A 16,498-nucleotide genomic window follows, 5' to 3' on the forward strand; every position below is an offset into this window, starting at 1 on the left:
TAAGGAGCCACCATGACGCACGCGATTGTTGCCAAGGAGCCGGGAGGACCTGAAGTCCTCGAATATGCTTCCGTGGAGCCACCCGTACCTGGTCCCGGGCAGCTGTTGATCAAGGTCGCAGCTGCCGGGGTCAATTTCATTGAGACCTACCAGCGCCGCGGCATCTACAAGGTTGAGTACCCCTTCACTCCCGGCGCGGAAGCCGCCGGAACCATCGAAGCAATGGGTGAGGGCGTGGAGGACTTCTCGGTAGGTGACAGGATTGCCACGGCCGAAGGTTCCAGGACCTACGCTGACTACGCAATCGTGGAAGCTGCGAAGGCGCTCCCCGTGCCGGCCGGCGTCGATGATCACACCGCAGCCGCCCTGCCACTGCAGGGAATAACCGCCCACTACCTGATGAACTCCTCCTTCCGCGTGGAACCTGGCCACACGGTGCTGCTGCACGCGGGAGCCGGCGGTGTGGGACTGCTTCTAACCCAACTGTTGAAGGCGCGTGGGGCACGGGTCATCACCACAGTTTCCTCAGACGAAAAGGCCGACCTCTCCAAGCTCGCCGGCGCCGACGAAGTCCTCCGCTATGAAGGCTTCGCGGACAAGGTCCGCGAACTTACCAACGGCGAGGGCGTCAATGTGGTGTACGACGGCGTGGGCAAGGATACGTTCGACGACTCCCTGCGGAGCCTGCGCATCAGGGGTTCCATGGTGCTCTTCGGAGCCGCTTCAGGTCCCGTCCCCCCGTTCGATCCCCAACGCCTGAACTCCGGCGGCTCCCTGACATTGACGCGCCCCACGATGGGCCATTTCGTCCAGAACACGCACGAGCGGCGTTGGCGCTCAGCCGAGATCTTCGAGGCCGCAGCGAACGGCACGCTGGCGGTTCGGGTCGGCGCTACCTACCCCTTGGCCGAAGCGGCCCAGGCACACAGGGACCTCGAAGGACGCCTCACCACGGGGAAGGTCCTTCTGCTGCCGTAACGGCAAAGCGATCATTCGTGCAACAAACCGTGAACGGCAGGAAGCCGCCGACACCTTTTGTTCACCTTTCTGGGCAAAGCTGACTGCGTGAGCACAGAACAATCTGCCGTGGCCGGGAACTTGGATGCCTTGGCCACCTACCGCCCCCAGTTTCCGGGGGCGTCTGCAGCACCTCCTCAGCGGACCCTGGTGGATATGCTCGAAGCGACTGCGGCAGCTTTTCCGGAATCCTCGGCATTGGACGATGGCCGGAAGTCACTGAGCTACACCGAACTGCTTGGAGCAGTCCGCGCGTTCGCGCGGGTCCTGAACGCCGCTGGTCTTGGCCGAGGGGACAAGGTCGGCGTCCGCATCCCATCCGGCACCGGTGATCTTTATGTCGCCATCCTGGGAATCCTCATGGCGGGGGCAGCCTACGTCCCCGTGGATGCCGACGACCCCGAGGAGCGCGCCCGGCTGGTTTTTGGCGAAGCCAAGGTGGCCGCCGTCGTTGGTGCCGGCCTGTCCGTTGAAGTGGCAGGCGAGGCGCGGAAGGCCGTGACGGAGCCGCAGAAACCTGGGCTGGATGACGACTCGTGGATCATCTTTACCTCCGGTTCCACGGGTACGCCGAAGGGCGTTGCCGTCAAGCACAGCTCGTCGGCCGCTTTCGTGGACGCCGAAGCCCGTCTCTTCCTGCAATCCGATCCCATCGGCCCGCAGGACAGGGTCCTGGCCGGCCTTTCGGTCGCGTTCGATGCTTCCTGCGAGGAGATGTGGCTGGCCTGGCGGCACGGCGCCTGCCTGGTACCGGCTCCGCGCGCCCTTGTACGGACCGGCATGGATCTGGGCCCATGGCTCATCAACCACGGCATCACCGTTGTTTCGACAGTGCCAACCCTGGCTGCTTTGTGGCCGGTCGAAGCCCTCGAGAATGTGCGACTACTCATCTTTGGTGGGGAGGCCTGCCCGCCTGAACTCGCCGAACGGCTCGCCGTCGACGGCCGGGAAGTCTGGAACACGTACGGACCCACCGAGGCCACGGTGGTCGCCTGCGCGGCTCCCCTGGGCGGACCTGGCCCTGTTCGCATCGGACTGCCGCTGGACGGCTGGGACCTCGCCGTCGTCGATTCGGCCGGCGTTCCCGTGGTTAAGGGTGAAATTGGGGAATTGATTATCGGCGGAGTGGGCCTGGCCCGATACCTGGATCCGGCCAAGGATGCTGAGAAGTATGCAGCCATGCCGACCCTGGCCTGGGAACGCGCCTACCGGTCCGGTGACCTTGTGCGTTTCGAAGCCGAGGGTCTGGTCTTCATCGGGAGGGCCGACGAACAGGTCAAACTGGGTGGGCGACGGATCGAACTGGGGGAAGTCGATGCCGCACTGCAGTCTCTGCCTGGGGTGGGAGGTGCGGCCGCCGCGGTGCAAACGACGGCGGCAGGTAACCAGATCCTCGTCGGATACCTGGCGCCCACCGAGGGCTGCGTACTGGATCTGGACGAGGCCCGCAGACTGTTGGGCGAGAGCCTTCCTGCAGCATTGGTCCCCCTCCTGACGGTTGTTGGTTCGCTGCCGACAAAGACCAGCGGCAAGGTGGATCGTCACTCGCTTCCGTGGCCTCTTGCCGGCGCTGTAGCCAAGGAGGCAGGCAAAGCACCGCTGAATCTGCCGGACGACGCCCGATGGATTGTGGAGCAGTGGGAATCGGTCCTCGGCAGCCCTGTCAGCTCCCTTGACGCGGACTTCTTCGCGTACGGTGGCGGCTCGCTGGCGGCCGCGCAGCTTGTTTCCGCATTACGCGTTCGGTACCCGACCATCACGGTGGCGGACATCTATGCGACGCCGCGGGTTGGCGCACTCATAGAGGCTGCGCGGCAGTCGCTTCCCGACGGCGGCATGCCGGGTCCCGCTGCGGAGCGCACCGTACGGCCCACAGCCCTTAAGTCGCAGGTTTTCCAGGTCCTCATGGGCGTACCCCTGCATATCCTGGTGGGCATGCGGTGGTTGACCTACCTCATGGCTGCCAACAGGCTGTTGGCCGATTTCGCTGGATTCACCGCAGCCCCCGTGGTTTCCTGGTGGTGGATCGGGACTTCCTGGCTGATTTTTGTCAGTCCACTGGGCCGCATGGCGATCTCGGTGGTGGCTGCCCGCATCCTGCTGGGCAAGGTTGAACCCGGAACATATCCGCGGTCCGGCAAGACGCACCTGCGGCTTTGGCTGGCTGAGCAAATACAGGACCTCTCCGGTGCCATTGGCCTGGCCAGCGCACCGTTCGTTCCCTACTACGCACGGGCCCTCGGCGCAAAGATCGGAAGGGACGTCCACCTGCATTCATTGCCGCCGGTCACCGGTCTGCTGTCCTTGGGAACCGGGGCCAATATCGAGCCGGAAGTGGACCTCTCCGGCTGGTGGGTGGACGGCGATTCTGTCCACATCGGCCAAATCCATGTTGGCGCGGGAGCAGTAGTGGGCTCCCGAAGTACCCTCATGCCCGGAGCCACCATCGGCGCTGGCGCGCGCGTCGAGGCAGGGTCCGCAGTGCTGGGCAAGGTGAAGGCCGGGCACCTGGTGTCGGGCTCCCCGGCCCGACGCCGGGGAAAAGCAAAACACGACTGGCCTGAGCCCAGCAGCCGAAGCCCCATCGCGGCCCGCTTGTGGTTCTCGGCATTCGCCACCGGCTCCGCCGTTCTGGCCTTGATCCCATATGTGTCTGCCTTCGCCGGTGCTTTGGTCATCTTCGCATTTGTCCGTGGGCATGAGTCTCTCGGAGAAGCCTTGCCGCAGATCAGCATGGCGTTGCCGCTTGCCGCCCTCGCATGGTTCTTCAGCAACCTCATCCTGATCCTGGTTGTTGCCCGGCTCCTGGGCTTGGGACTCAAGGAAGGGTACTACCGGGTGCGGAGTCGCATCGGTTGGCAGGTTTGGGCCACTGAGCGGTTGCTGGACATGGCAAGGGACCTGCTCTTCCCCATCTATGCGAGCCTGTTTACCCCCGTGTGGCTCCGTCTTCTGGGAGCCAAGGTTGGACGGAACGTGGAGGCATCGACTGTGCTGTTGGTGCCCAGGATGACGACGATCGGCGACGGCGCATTCCTCGCCGACGACACGATGGTGGCCTCCTACGAGCTCGGCGGCGGCTGGATGAAAATCGCCCCTGCCAAGATCGGGAAGCGTTCGTTCCTGGGCAACTCGGGTATGACGGCAGCGGGCCGCAACGTGCCCAAGAACTCTCTCGTCGCCGTGCTGTCCGCTACGCCGGCCAAAGCCAAGTCCGGCACCTCCTGGCTCGGCAGCCCACCTGTCAGGTTGCGCCGCACCGCCGTCGACGCCGATCAGAGCCTCACGTTCCAGCCACCCTTGAAGCTGAAGCTGGCAAGGGGTCTCTGGGAACTGTGCCGCCTGGTGCCTGTCATCCTCACGGTGGCAATCGGCGTCGGGGTCATGCTGGTTCTGGACGCGATCGCCCGGGGCTGGAGTTACTGGTTGGCCGCACTTCTAGGCGGTGTGGTGGTTTTGGCTGCCGGAGCGGTGGCGGCATTGAGTTCCATCATTGCCAAGTGGGTCCTTGTGGGCACCATTCGCGCCGGTGAGCACCCTTTGTGGAGCTCGTTCATTTGGCGCAATGAGGTGGTGGACACCTTCATTGAAATGGTCAGCGCTCCATGGTTCGCCCGTTCAGCCGCTGGAACTCCCGCTTTGGTGTGGTGGCTCCGGGGCCTGGGCGCGAAGATCGGGCATGGAACGTGGTGCGAAAGCTACTGGCTCCCTGAAGCGGACCTCGTGACGCTCGGCGAGAACTCAACGGTCAACCGCGGCTGCGTGGTCCAGACGCACCTCTTCCACGACCGCGTCATGAGCATCGATACTGTGACGTTGGGCAACGGGGCAACCATGGGACCCCATGGCGTCATCCTTCCTGCCGCAAGGATTGGCGACGGCGGCACGGTTGGTCCGGCGTCGTTGGTAATGCGCGGCGAAACCGTGCCGGCAGGGACCTATTGGATGGGAAACCCCGTGAGTCCTTGGGAGGGTCCGGCAGCACCGGCAGCCCGACTCAAGTAGATTGGGGCAGACCATGACCGCACCGATAATTACTACTGCGACCAACGCCGACCCATACACCTTGGACCACGGCAGCACCAGCTACCGTGTGGATCGGTACGAATTGGACCTCGATGTCAGGCTGGGCAGCAACAAGCTGATCGGCAAAGCAGTGCTGCGTTGCACGGCCCTGGAGCCGGCTTCGCAGATAGTCCTGGACCTGGTGGGCCTGCGGGTGTCCAAGATCCAACTGGATGGCAGGAAGGTCCAAAAGTTCAGCCAACGGGCCGAGCACCTTGTGATCACTGCTGTGTCCCCGTTGAAGGCCGGTCAGCCCTTCGTCCTTGAGATCCGCTACGAGGGTAACCCGCAACCACGTCGCGGCTTGTGGGGCGAGGTCGGCTGGGAAGAACTGAACGACGGCGTCCTGGTGGCTGGCCAGCCCAACGGCGCGGCGTCGTGGTTCCCCTGTAACGATCATCCGCGCAATAAATCATCGTTCCGGATCTCCGTGACCACGGATGACAACTACCGTCCGGTGTGCAACGGCCAGCTAGTGTCCCGGTCACGAAAATCGAGCCGCGAGACCTGGGTCTACGAGCATTCCGAACCCATGGCCACATATCTCGCCACGATGCAGATCGGCCGGTATGTCATGGTGCCGCTCAACCCTGCAGACACCCATCACCGGGTTCCGCAGTTCGCCGCGGTTACTGCGGACATGGCTGACGACGCCCGCCAGGGGCTTCAACGACAGCCGGACATGATGAAGACCTTCGAGGACTGCTTCGGCCCCTACCCGTTCAGCGATTACACCTCGGTTGTCACCGAAGATGAGTTGGAAATCCCGCTGGAAGCACAGACCGTCTCCATTTTTGGCCGCAACCACATGCGTGATGCCTGGGATGCACAGCGATTGATCGCTCACGAGCTGTCCCACCAGTGGTTCGGTAACTCCCTGACCGTCAGCAATTGGAAGGACATCTGGCTCCACGAGGGATTCGCCTGCTACGCCGAGTGGTTGTGGTCCGAGGAGTCCGGAACCATGCCAGTTGCAGCCCGTGCCCTCGCCGCCTGGAAAAAGCTCGACGCCGGGCCGCAGGACCTGCTCGTTGGCGATCCCGGTCCGGAGCTCATGTTCGATGACCGCGTCTACAAACGAGGCGCCCTGGCGCTCCACTCCGTCCGGGTGGCAGCCGGTGACGAAGCGTTCTTCGGTCTCCTCCAGCACTGGACATCGGTCAACCGCCACGGCTCAATTTCCACAGCGTCCTTCATCGAAGCCGCCGACTCTTTCATTCCAGGGTTCAATGCAGGTGCGATTCTCCGGCCTTGGTTGTACGAGGCCGCCCTCCCGCCGCTGCCGCAGGGCTAGGAAATAGCCACCGCCGCCACAAATCCCTCCGGCAGTTCCTGGCCTTCGCCGTTGATGCTGGTGATGTCCCATAGGCCGGGCCGGTCCAATACGTCCACTTCCGCGGGGTTCCTCCGCAGGCCCTCCCCGGTCATCTTCAGCCAGGCTTCCTTGCGTGCCCACAAGCGTGCCCGCTGTACGGTCTTTTGATTTCCCGGCACACTCTTCAGGAAGTGCTTCTCCCCCGGGGTCAAGGCAACATCATCAAAGCCCTGGAACGCTGCTTGGTCAATAGCTTCAAGGTCCACTCCCAGCCGGGCGCCCTCGGGTGGATGCACGACGCCGGCCAGCAGCACCCAGCCCTGGGCTTTGGATGCGCTTAGCGCGAGAGGCGCGGGGACGCCGTCGAGCATGAAACCGGGACGGCCGTGGTCCTGGGCCGGCCCGCACTGTGGGCAGCTGTAGTCGGGCACTAGCCGGGCCGGATCCACGTCGAGGAGCGAGGCAGCGAAGTGCCATAACGCCAGTCGGCCCGCGATGAATTCTTGCCGGTCCTTGGCGCTGGCGAAACGGAGCGCCCGGTCCTGGGCGGGCCGCCCGAGCTCCTGAAGGCGGGCGCCCGCAACAAGCACTTCGTCGAGTCTGAGCAACTCGAACACGGGGCTCTGCACTAAGGTCACGCTGACCTGAATCGGGCGGCCACCGCTTCCCGCACAGCCGCCACATCAACATCGCCGGCTGTCTCCGCTGCAAGCACCTTGGCTAGGCGTTTCGGCCACAGCACGTGAACGCCACGAATGGAGAACCCACCCCCGATGAGGGGCCAATCGGCCTCTATGAAGCACAACGCGCCGGTGACCGGGACATCCCCTACGAAGTCTCGGACGAGATCGACTTGTTTGAGCACCCCATCGACCAGTTTCGTGCAATTGCGCCGGCCGACCAGCAGCTTCTCCACGCGTGGGCGAAGGATGCCACCCTCGATCTCCAGTTCGGGCCGTCCCTTGTACCGCTTGGCGTCGATCACCCAGATTCCACCCGGAGTGATGGCAATGTGGTCGATGTTGGCCTTCGAGCCGGGGATGCGGCGGTCATGAAGGACGGCCAAACCATCGGTGGCAAGGGCACTTAGCCTGGCGCCGAGTCGTTCTTCACCGACCGCGCCCCGATCCCAGGACTTGGTGTGCGGTCGCTCGTCAGAGAGCGCGACGGCGAGGCCGCCGAAACGACCCCACTTCCCGCGCAGCCTCTCCTCGTCCTTCGCCTTTCGGCGAACGTACTCACGTCGGGCCGATGAACCGGCTACTCCGGGATCTGCGACCGCACCCTCCGCACCAGGCGGTTCCGTGTCGGAGGACATAGCTTCCGTAGCCTCGGTGGCACACTCCAAGCAGAGGACAGTCTTGGTCTCGCTCTCGTAGATTGCCGCTGTCCCGGCCGGAAGAGATGCACCGCACTCCCGGCACACTCCGGCGTACCGGAGCCGCATCTGCTTCACGAGGTTACGTGGTTCATCGTCGGCACGGACCGAACCGGTTGATAAATCACGGCGGTTAGACCGCGGATACGCTTTGCCATGGCTCAATCCTCCCCAAAGTATTCCGAGCCTCCATTGTCTGGCCAAACGGACCGAGCTGTCGCTGATTCCGGAGGCAACTGAAAAAAATCCCCGGAACCAGGAGGTTCCGGGGATTTCATCGCATGCGAAGGCGCTACCTCTGCACTGCACCAAAACGCTCTGCAGCAACAGCCACAGCGCCGGCGCGGGCCTCCGAAGCTTCGTCGGCAGTCAGCGTGCGGTCAGCTGCGCGGAAGCGTAGGCCGAACGCGAGAGACTTCTTGCCTTCCTCGATACCCGGACCAACGTAGACGTCGAACAATGCGACGTCTTCGAGGAGTTCCCCGGCACCTTCACGCAACGCGGCAAGCACCTGGTCAGCCGGAACATCCTGCGGAACCACCAAGGCGACATCCTGCGTCGCCACGGGGAACCCGGAGATGTGCTTGGCCACAATGACGTCGGCGGCTGCTTCGAACAGCGCCTCAACATTGACCTCAACCGCCACAGAGCGTGCTGGCATGTCGTGGGCTGCGAGGAGCTTCGGGTGGAGCTCACCGGCGTAGCCCACAACGTCGCCGGACCGCAGCGCGAGCTGTGCAGCACGTCCGGGATGGAAGGCCTGGTGGCTCCCCTGGCTGACTACAAGTTCAACGCCGAGAACATCCGCGATGAGCCGCGCGACATCCAAAGCGTCGGCCCAGTCCCAGGCACGCGGCGTGTGCGTCGCCGCAGCCGGAGAATCGTGGCCAGTCAAGACAGCTGCGATGTGCAGCGGCTGGTGCGGGACGCCGTCGTACAGTGCATCCAGTACCTCATCGGACGGCTTGACGCCCAGCGGCGGGATGGATTCAGTACCGAGCTTTTCGCCGGGAAGGAACACCGAGCCGGCCTCATAGAGTGCCAGATCACGGAAACCGCGGGAGTGGTTGCGGCGGGCAACCTCGATCAGTCCCGGCAGGATGGACGCACGGAGGTAACCGTGCTCCTCGCTGATGGGGTTGGCCAGCTTCAAGGCCGGACGTTCTTGACCTTCCGTTGGCACGCCGAAGGTGTCGTTGGATGCCTTGGAGACGAACGGATAGGACAGGACCTCCGTTAGTCCGGCGTCCGCCAGAGCTTGCACGACGCGGCGCTTCTGCTGCTGGCTGCGGCTCAGGCCACGGCCCGGAGGCGCCACGGGCAGCGTTGCCGGGATGTTGTCATAACCAACCAGGCGGGCTATTTCCTCGGACAGGTCTTCCTTGGTTTCGAGGTCGTTGCGCCAGCTCGGAGCCGTCACCAGATAGCCGGTGGAAGTCTTTTCCACAGCAGCACCAAGATCCACCAGGGACGTAGTGATCTGCTCTGCCGTGAAGTCGATACCGATACGGGCGGCGGCGAACTCTGCGGGCAGGTCAATGGTGACGGCGTCAGGGGCGGTTCCGACGTCGGTACCTGTCTCGTCCGCAGTGCCTCCGGCAAGTTCAACCAAGAGGTCCACCACGCGCTGCGCGGCGATGTTCGCAACGTGCCAGTCAACCCCGCGCTCGAAGCGCTTGGATGCTTCGGACGGAAGCTTATGGCGGCGACGGGAACGGGCAATCGATACTTCGTCGAAGTGCGCGGCTTCCACCAGGATGTTCGTGGTGGAATCCGAAACCTCGGTGTGGGCACCGCCCATGACCCCGGCGATGCCGATAGCTCCGGAGTCATCGGTGATCAGCAGGTCTTCGACATCGAGCGTGCGCTCTTTGTCGTCCAGCGTGGTGATCTTTTCCCCCGCCACAGCGCGGCGAACCACGATGTCGCCCGCAAGCTTGTCGAGGTCGTAGCAGTGGTTCGGCTGGCCGAGCTCAAGCATGACGTAGTTGGAAATATCAACCGGCAGAGAGATGGAACGGACGCCGGCCAGACGAAGACGTGCAGACATCCACGGCGGGGTGGGACGGGAAGCGTCCACGCCACGCACTGTACGTGCCACGAAGCGGTCACAGCCCGGCTTGCCGTAGATGGGGGCGTCGTCGTTGAGCTTTACGCCGTACCCGCCTTGGAGGCTGGCCGGAGCGTTGACCTTGGAAGCCGGGTCAACAAAGGATGTTCCGGTGGCATGGGCGTACTCGCGTGCCACACCACGGATGGAGAAAGCGTAGCCGCGGTCCGGCGTGACGTTGATTTCCGCAGCCTGGTCATAGAGACCAAGGAGTTTCATCGCGTCCGTGCCGATTTCCGGATCCAACCCGATCCGTGAGAGAACCAAAATTCCATCATGGTCATCGCCGATGCCCAGTTCGCGGACCGAAGCGATCATGCCCGCAGACAGGTGACCGTAAGTTTTCCGCGCCGAAATCCGGAAATTGCCGGGCAGCACAGCTCCGGGAAGCGTGACAACAACTTTGTCGCCTTCCACGAAGTTGTGGGCGCCACAAATGATGCCCTGCACCCCGGAAGGATCGATTCCCTCGCCAGTGAGGGTCTGTTCCTGCCCTTCGGGGACAACACGGACCTGGCACCAGTTGATGGTCTTGCCATTGGACTGCGGTTCCTTGACCAGGCTCAGCACCTGGCCAACCACAATGGGACCCGTGAGTTCATCCGTGGGACGGTGGACTTCCTCTTCTTCAAAACCGACCTTGACCAGGTCCGCCATGACGTCTTCGGCCGTGGCATCGGCCGGAACCTGCGCAAATTCACGCAGCCAGGAAAGTGGGATACGCACTGTTAGATCTCCATCCCGAAGTGCTCGCTGAAACGTACATCGCCCTCGATCATGTCGCGCATATCGCCGACCTCGTTGCGGAACATGAGCGTGCGCTCGATGCCCATGCCGAAGGCAAAACCTGAATAGACGTCCGGATCGATGCCGGCAGCCCGGAGGACGTTGGGGTTGACCATGCCGCAGCCACCCCATTCGATCCAGCGCGGACCGCCCTTGGCACCGGGGTGCCAGATGTCGAGTTCAGCTGACGGCTCGGTGAACGGGAAGTAGTTCGGGCGCAGGCGAATGGAGGCTTCGTCGCCAAACATCTGGCGGGCGAAGTGCTCCAGCGTTCCACGGAGGTCGGCCATGCTCAGGTTCTTGTCAATCGCAAGACCCTCGAACTGGTGGAAGACCGGGGTGTGCGTTGCGTCGAGCTCGTCCGTGCGGAACACCTTGCCCGGGCACAGGACGTAGATGGGCACTTCGCGCTCCAGCATGGAACGGACCTGAACCGGAGAGGTGTGGGTGCGCATGAGCAGGTGTGCCTCGGGAGGTTCCACGAAGAACGTGTCCTGCATTTCGCGGGCCGGGTGGTCCGGCTTGAAATTCAGGGCGTCGAAGTTGAACCACTCGGATTCCACCTCGGGACCTTCGGCAATTTCCCAGCCCATGCCCACGAAGATGTCCGAAACACGGTCCTGCAGCGTGGACAGCGGATGGCGCGCTCCGGCACGGCGTCGACGCGGCGCCGCCGTGACATCAACGGTTTCCTCCACCAGCATCCGGGCGTCGTTCTCGGCTTCGAGTACTTCGGTCCGGGCGGCGAGCGCCTGGTTGACCCGGCCCCGTGAGGATCCCATGAGCTTTCCGGCGGCAGCCTTGTGCTCCTTGGCGAGGCCACCGATTTCGCGGTTGGCCAGGCTCAGGGGCGACTTCTCGCCTGTGTGGGCGAGGCGGACAGCCTTGAGTTCTTCGAGGGAGGAGGCAGCCGCTATCGCGGCGATCGCATCCTCAACGGCGGCGTTGATGGCGGCTTCATCCAGCGGATTCGGGATGGCAGCGCCTGGCAAAGTGTCAGTCATCTACTGTTCTTAGCTACGAGTCGGGAGCGGCCGGCATGGCTGGCCTGCAAAACGAAAGGGCAGTGCTCACCGCGGACGGCAGGCACTACCCTTCAGTCTAGTTGAAGCTCACAGGCGCCATTTAACTCCACAGGTCTAGCATGTCTTCATGACTCCCGGGCAGCGACTAAGGCAAGTCGCCAACTTCCTGAACCTGACAACACCCTTGGGGCTGTTGGTCGCGCGCGCCTCCCGATCACGCATTTCGCGTGGGCCCCGGGGCCTGCTGATAGCGGCAGGGTATGCGTGGAAGCTTCCACACGCCGGAGCGTTCACGGTGGGGAACGTCGTCCTCTACCGTGCAGCGCACGACGTGGCAGGACGCAATGAGCTGCTCCTTGCCCACGAGGAACGGCACAGCACCCAGTACGCCTACTGCCTGGGGTTGCCGTTCCTCGTTTTCTACGGTGTCGCCGCCGGCTGGTCCATGCTGCGCGCGGGCAATCCGGCGTCGAGGAATTTCTTTGAACGGCAGGCTGGACTCGCAGCAGGCGGCTACATTGACCATCGAATCGAGGCCGAAGCATGAAACGCACCATTACCGTTACGGGAACGGCGAGCGCCAAGGCAGTGCCGGACCTGGTGACACTGAGGCTGGGCGTCGAGACGCGAAGGGAGACCGCGTCCAAGGCATACGACGACGCCGGCAAGGCGGCCGCCGCCGTCGCCACCAGTCTGCGGGCGGCTGGCGTGCAGGATGCGGATCTGCGCACCAGCGGCTTGAACCTTCGGGCAGACCTGGTGTGGGTGGAGGGGCAAGGACAGAAGGTCGCTGCCTATGTGGCATCCACCAACGTGCACGTCGGCATCCGCTCACACACGGAAGCCCCTGCCACCATTGCTGCGGCGGTGGCCGCCGGTGGGGACGACATCCGGATCAACGGGATAGAGCAGGGCTTTGCGGACGCCTCCCAGGTCATGAGGCAGGCCCAGGAAGCGGCGTGGCAGGACGCGCTTCAGCGGGCGGAGCAGTACGCGTCCTTGGCGTCCGCCCGGTTGGGCTCCGTGCTTTCCATTTCCCAGCAGCCCCTGCCGGGCTCCCCTATCCCGATGGGCGGACTGGTCAGGGCAGCTGCTGTTGAAGCACTTCCCCTTGAGGCCGGCGAGTCGTCCGTGGCGGCAAGCGTCACCGTGGAATGGGAACTTTTGAAGCCTTAGGTCCATCCACCGGCGCCTGGACTGCCGTCCGCACCACCACTGCGATGCCGGCAGCCATGGCATCGAGCGGCATGGACGGCGTCGCGCTCCCCTCGGGCACCTGCTCCGGAAGGTAGGGAAGATGGACAAATCCTCCGCGGACGCCGCCCCGGGTTGCGAGGGCATGCATCAGTGCATAGAACACATGGTTGCAGACGTAGGTTCCGGCAGACTGTGAGATCTCACCCTTGATGCCGGCGATCTGCAGGTTCCGTAGGGAGGCTTTGATCGGCAACGTCGAGAAGTAAGCTGCCGGGCCACCGGGAACCACTTCCTCATCGATGGGCCGCTTGCCCTTGTTATCCGGGATGCGGGCGTCATCGCAATTGATGGCTACGCGCTCCAGGGAGAGTCTCTCCCTTCCTCCAGCCAACCCCGCGCACAGTACGACGTCCGGCGCCAGGGATTCGACGGCGGCCAGCAGGACAGACGCTGACTCACCGAACACGCAGGGAAGCTCTACTGCTTCAACCTTGTATCCCTCGGAGCGAAGGATGTCACGTGCACGCAGGGCAGCCGTCCAAGATGGATTGACACTTTGATCGCCAAACGGTTCGAACCCAGTCAGCAGAATCATGGGCCAACCTTAGCAAGGTCCTGAATCGGCATTCGTGGTCCTTGACATTGATTCGAACATACATTCGAATAGAGTGCATGAGATGGGACGCACAAGCACTTTCGCCAACGCGTGGACCGGCGTCCGAAAGCCTTGACAGTATGGCTCCTGGCCCTGCCCCGGCCTTGGACGCCCTGCTGCCCTTGGCCGGGCTTGTGCGCTCCATCTCAACACCCGAATTCTCCGGAGTCACCTTCCATGAGGTCACCGCAAAGTCAGTGCTCAACAAGGTGCCTTCCGGTTCCAATATGCCTTTCGAATGGACAGTGAATCCCTACAGGGGTTGCAGCCATGCCTGCGTCTATTGCTTCGCCCGCAAGACGCACACCTACCTGGAGTTCGACGCCGGGCGCGACTTCGACTCCCAGGTGGTGGTCAAGATCAACGCGGCAGAGGTCCTGCGGAAGGAACTGGCCAAACCCTCCTGGGAGCGGCACCAGGTTTCCTTGGGAACCAACACAGACCCCTACCAGCGCGCCGAAGGCCGATACGCGCTGATGCCAGGGATCATCCGGGCCCTTGCAGATTCAGGCACCCCGTTTTCCATCCTGACCAAAGGCACGTTGCTGGCCCGGGACATTCCCCTGCTCAAGCACGCGGCCACCCAGGTCCCGGTGGACCTGGGCATCTCACTGGCCATGACCAATGAGGATCTTGCCGGGATTGTTGAGCCCGGCACCCCTTCCCCGAGGGCCCGCCTCAAGCTTATTGCGCGGCTCCGTGAGGCAGGTCTGGGTTGCGGAGTGATGGCCATGCCTATCCTGCCTTGGCTCACGGATTCAGACGAGGCCCTTGAGTCCTTGTTCTCAGAACTCTCCAAGGCCGGCGCCACGGGCGTCACTGCAGGAGCCCTCTACCTGAAGCCGGGTACGCGTGAGTGGTACATGAAGTGGCTCGCCGCCCACCATCCCGAACTTGTAGGACGGTACCGTCGCCTGTACGGGCAGGGTTCTTATGCCTCCAAGGAATACCGGACCTGGTTATCGGGGAGGATTAATCACTTTAAAGCCAAGCATGGCTTTACCGGGACGCATGGCTTCAGCCACCGCAATGCCCGGCCAGCCACCGCTCCAGCTTCGGGCACGGAGCCTGCGGTCGGGACGCCCCTGCCAGGGCAAGAACCACTTTTCTGAACTGACGCCCATGAAGAGGCCTAGGCCCTTGCAGTCACTCTTTCCAGCAACGCCCGGACTATCGGGAAGTCAGCCGGGATCCACGCAAGCCCAAGAGCTTCTTCGTCATCAAGCAGGGATACCCAGCGCAGCTCGTCGTGATCCTCAAGGGCACGAGGTGTGCCTTCAGCGAGTTCCGCCAACCAGACACGCATAGCCGCGCGCTCATTGAGGGGCCACCCGGCGACCTCACCGGACTCCAGCTCCGCCCCGAGCTGAACCGTAACTCCCAACTCCTCCGCGAGCTCCCGATGAAGGGCAGCTTCGGCCGACTCGCCGTCTTCTACTTTGCCGCCGGGAAATTCCCACATTCCGGCGAACTGCGGGGGCGCAGTGCGACGTGCTACAAGGAGTCGGGCCGGGGCGTCCAGGGAGTCGACGACGGCGGCGCCCACAACGTTTATCAGTCCAGTCACTGAAACAGTCTATGGGTGCCGCGCATCATGGGCATCGTCACATAGCAACGTCAAGTCGGGGTTACGGGTCTAAGCTTGTTATCGGATTTTCTCCACCTTTTCCCAGCCCTCAAGGCACCTCACGAAGCAGGCTCATGACTATCACCGTGTCCCCACCCGCCGCCTCCACAACAGCAAGGCGCCACCTGGGCCTGGCCATCCTGGCGCTTGCCACGGGCGGGTTCGCCATCGGCACCACAGAATTCGCGATGATGGGACTTCTCAAGGAAATCGAGGAAGGACTGGGCATCAGCACGCCCGAGGCCGGCAACCTCATCTCCGCCTATGCCTTGGGCGTTGTCATCGGAGCCCCCATCTTCGCTGCATTCGGAGCCAAACTTCCCAGGAAGCGCTTGGCCCTGGGATTGATGCTGTTCCTCTCCATCGCCAACCTGACCTCCTTCATTGCTCCCGACTACGGTTTCATGCTGCTCTCCCGCTTCGCGTCCGGGCTCCCCCATGGCGCGTTCTTCGGTGTGGCTGCCGTTATTGCCGCCGGCTTGGTGGCCCCCACAAAACGGGGTTGGGCCATCTCCATGGTCATGGCTGGCCTCACAGTTTCCAACGTCATCGGAGTGCCACTGGCCACCTGGGTGGGGCAGACCTTCGGCTGGCGCCTCCTCTTCATCATCGTGGGAGCCATCGGCCTGCTGACCGTGGCCATGGTCTGGAAATTCGTCCCCTTCGAAGCAGCGCACCCAGAGGCGAGTATTCGACGCGAACTCGGTGCACTTAAGCGGCTTCAGGTATGGCTTGCTTTGCTGATCGGCATCATCGGCTTTGGCGGGTTCTTCGCCGTCTACACCTACATCGCGCACACCATGACCGGCGTGGCCGGCATACCCGAAAGCCTCATTCCGGCAGTGGTGGCGCTATACGGGCTAGGCATGGTTGCGGGCAACATCATCGGGGGCCGCATCGCGGATAAGTCCGTCATGGGCACCATCTACTGGGTCATGCCCGGCATCGCCGCAGCATTGGTGGTTTACGCCATTGCCGCCCACTGGGCCTGGTCCGCCTTCATCATGGCCTTCGTCGTCGGCGGCATAGGCTCCATGCTCACACCAGCGTTGCAGACCCGTCTCCTGGATGCCGCTCCCGGCGCCGCCTCGCTCGCTTCGTCACTGAACCACTCCGCCCTCAACATTGCCAATGCCTTGGGAGCCTTCCTCGGCGGGACCGTGATTGCCTGGGGTTGGGGCTACGTGGCTCCGGCCCTTGTGGGCGCAGTCCTCGCCATCCTCGGGCTGGGAGTTGCCATCATCAGCGGGCTGCTGGAACGCAAGAAGCCGCTGGCTACCCCATGAATCGCTAGCGGATAATCCAACTGCTCGAAACCGCAAC

General features: G+C 63.3%; 13 protein-coding genes. 7 read left to right on the plus strand and 6 right to left on the minus strand.

Features of this window, described 5'->3' with window-relative positions:
- The first annotated feature begins 12 nt into the window (after positions 1-12).
- The 3 genes from AC6I97_RS16250 (at position 13) to AC6I97_RS16260 (ending at position 6,376) form a co-directional block, all read left to right on the plus strand.
- Positions 13-978, plus strand: coding sequence for a quinone oxidoreductase family protein (locus AC6I97_RS16250; protein WP_497945424.1), 966 nt, complete (start codon positions 13-15; stop codon positions 976-978).
- Between the two features lie 87 nt (positions 979-1,065).
- Positions 1,066-5,022 (plus strand): Pls/PosA family non-ribosomal peptide synthetase, encoded by a 3,957-nt coding sequence (locus tag AC6I97_RS16255; protein ID WP_497945425.1) that lies wholly within the window; start codon positions 1,066-1,068, stop codon positions 5,020-5,022.
- A 13-nt stretch (positions 5,023-5,035) separates the two neighbouring features.
- Positions 5,036-6,376 (plus strand): M1 family metallopeptidase, encoded by a 1,341-nt coding sequence (locus tag AC6I97_RS16260; protein WP_497945426.1) that lies wholly within the window; start codon positions 5,036-5,038, stop codon positions 6,374-6,376.
- Here the strand turns inward: AC6I97_RS16260 and AC6I97_RS16265 are convergent.
- The 4 genes from AC6I97_RS16265 to pheS all read right to left on the minus strand — a co-directional run bounded on the left by AC6I97_RS16265 (position 6,373) and on the right by pheS (position 11,675).
- Positions 6,373-7,026 carry a 4'-phosphopantetheinyl transferase family protein gene (locus AC6I97_RS16265; RefSeq protein WP_497945427.1) on the minus strand — a complete coding sequence of 218 codons (654 nt, stop codon included), beginning with the start codon at positions 7,024-7,026 and terminating at the stop codon, positions 6,373-6,375. The two genes, AC6I97_RS16260 and AC6I97_RS16265, sit on opposite strands and share 4 nt — an antisense overlap.
- 5 nt (positions 7,027-7,031) lie before the next feature.
- The gene (locus AC6I97_RS16270) at positions 7,032-7,715 is read right to left on the minus strand and encodes a nuclease-related domain-containing protein (protein ID WP_497945428.1); all 684 of its coding nucleotides are present in this window, start codon (positions 7,713-7,715) and stop codon (positions 7,032-7,034) included.
- A gap of 352 nt (positions 7,716-8,067) precedes the next feature.
- The gene (gene pheT / locus AC6I97_RS16275; protein ID WP_497945429.1) at positions 8,068-10,611 is read right to left on the minus strand and encodes a phenylalanine--tRNA ligase subunit beta; all 2,544 of its coding nucleotides are present in this window, start codon (positions 10,609-10,611) and stop codon (positions 8,068-8,070) included.
- Positions 10,612-10,613: 2 nt separating this feature from the next.
- On the minus strand, positions 10,614-11,675 hold the full coding sequence (pheS, locus tag AC6I97_RS16280; RefSeq protein WP_497945430.1) for a phenylalanine--tRNA ligase subunit alpha: 1,062 nt from the start codon (positions 11,673-11,675) through the stop codon (positions 10,614-10,616).
- A 148-nt stretch (positions 11,676-11,823) separates the two neighbouring features.
- On the opposite strand from pheS, the gene AC6I97_RS16285 reads away from it, so the two are divergent.
- Positions 11,824-12,243, plus strand: coding sequence for a hypothetical protein (locus tag AC6I97_RS16285; protein ID WP_224167012.1), 420 nt, complete (start codon positions 11,824-11,826; stop codon positions 12,241-12,243).
- The gene (locus AC6I97_RS16290; RefSeq protein ID WP_497945431.1) at positions 12,240-12,872 is read left to right on the plus strand and encodes an SIMPL domain-containing protein; all 633 of its coding nucleotides are present in this window, start codon (positions 12,240-12,242) and stop codon (positions 12,870-12,872) included. Before AC6I97_RS16285 ends, AC6I97_RS16290 begins: the two co-directional genes overlap by 4 nt.
- Here the strand turns inward: AC6I97_RS16290 and pcp are convergent.
- A complete protein-coding gene (gene pcp, locus AC6I97_RS16295) occupies positions 12,841-13,488 on the minus strand; it encodes a pyroglutamyl-peptidase I (protein ID WP_497945432.1) in 648 nt (215 codons plus the stop codon). The genes AC6I97_RS16290 and pcp overlap by 32 nt on opposite strands.
- Positions 13,489-13,565: 77 nt before the next feature.
- Between pcp and AC6I97_RS16300 the strand changes: the two genes are divergently transcribed.
- On the plus strand, positions 13,566-14,660 hold the full coding sequence (locus tag AC6I97_RS16300; RefSeq protein ID WP_497945433.1) for an Rv2578c family radical SAM protein: 1,095 nt from the start codon (positions 13,566-13,568) through the stop codon (positions 14,658-14,660).
- A gap of 20 nt (positions 14,661-14,680) precedes the next feature.
- Here the strand turns inward: AC6I97_RS16300 and AC6I97_RS16305 are convergent, their stop codons facing one another.
- Positions 14,681-15,115 (minus strand): (deoxy)nucleoside triphosphate pyrophosphohydrolase, encoded by a 435-nt coding sequence (locus AC6I97_RS16305; RefSeq protein ID WP_224092383.1) that lies wholly within the window; start codon positions 15,113-15,115, stop codon positions 14,681-14,683.
- A gap of 134 nt (positions 15,116-15,249) precedes the next feature.
- On the opposite strand from AC6I97_RS16305, the gene AC6I97_RS16310 reads away from it, so the two are divergent.
- Complete coding sequence (locus AC6I97_RS16310) at positions 15,250-16,461, plus strand: MFS transporter (RefSeq protein WP_497945434.1); 1,212 nt, start codon at positions 15,250-15,252, stop codon at positions 16,459-16,461.
- Positions 16,462-16,498 lie beyond the last annotated feature (37 nt).

Source organism: Arthrobacter sp. TmtSoilC48 (assembly GCF_059739425.1).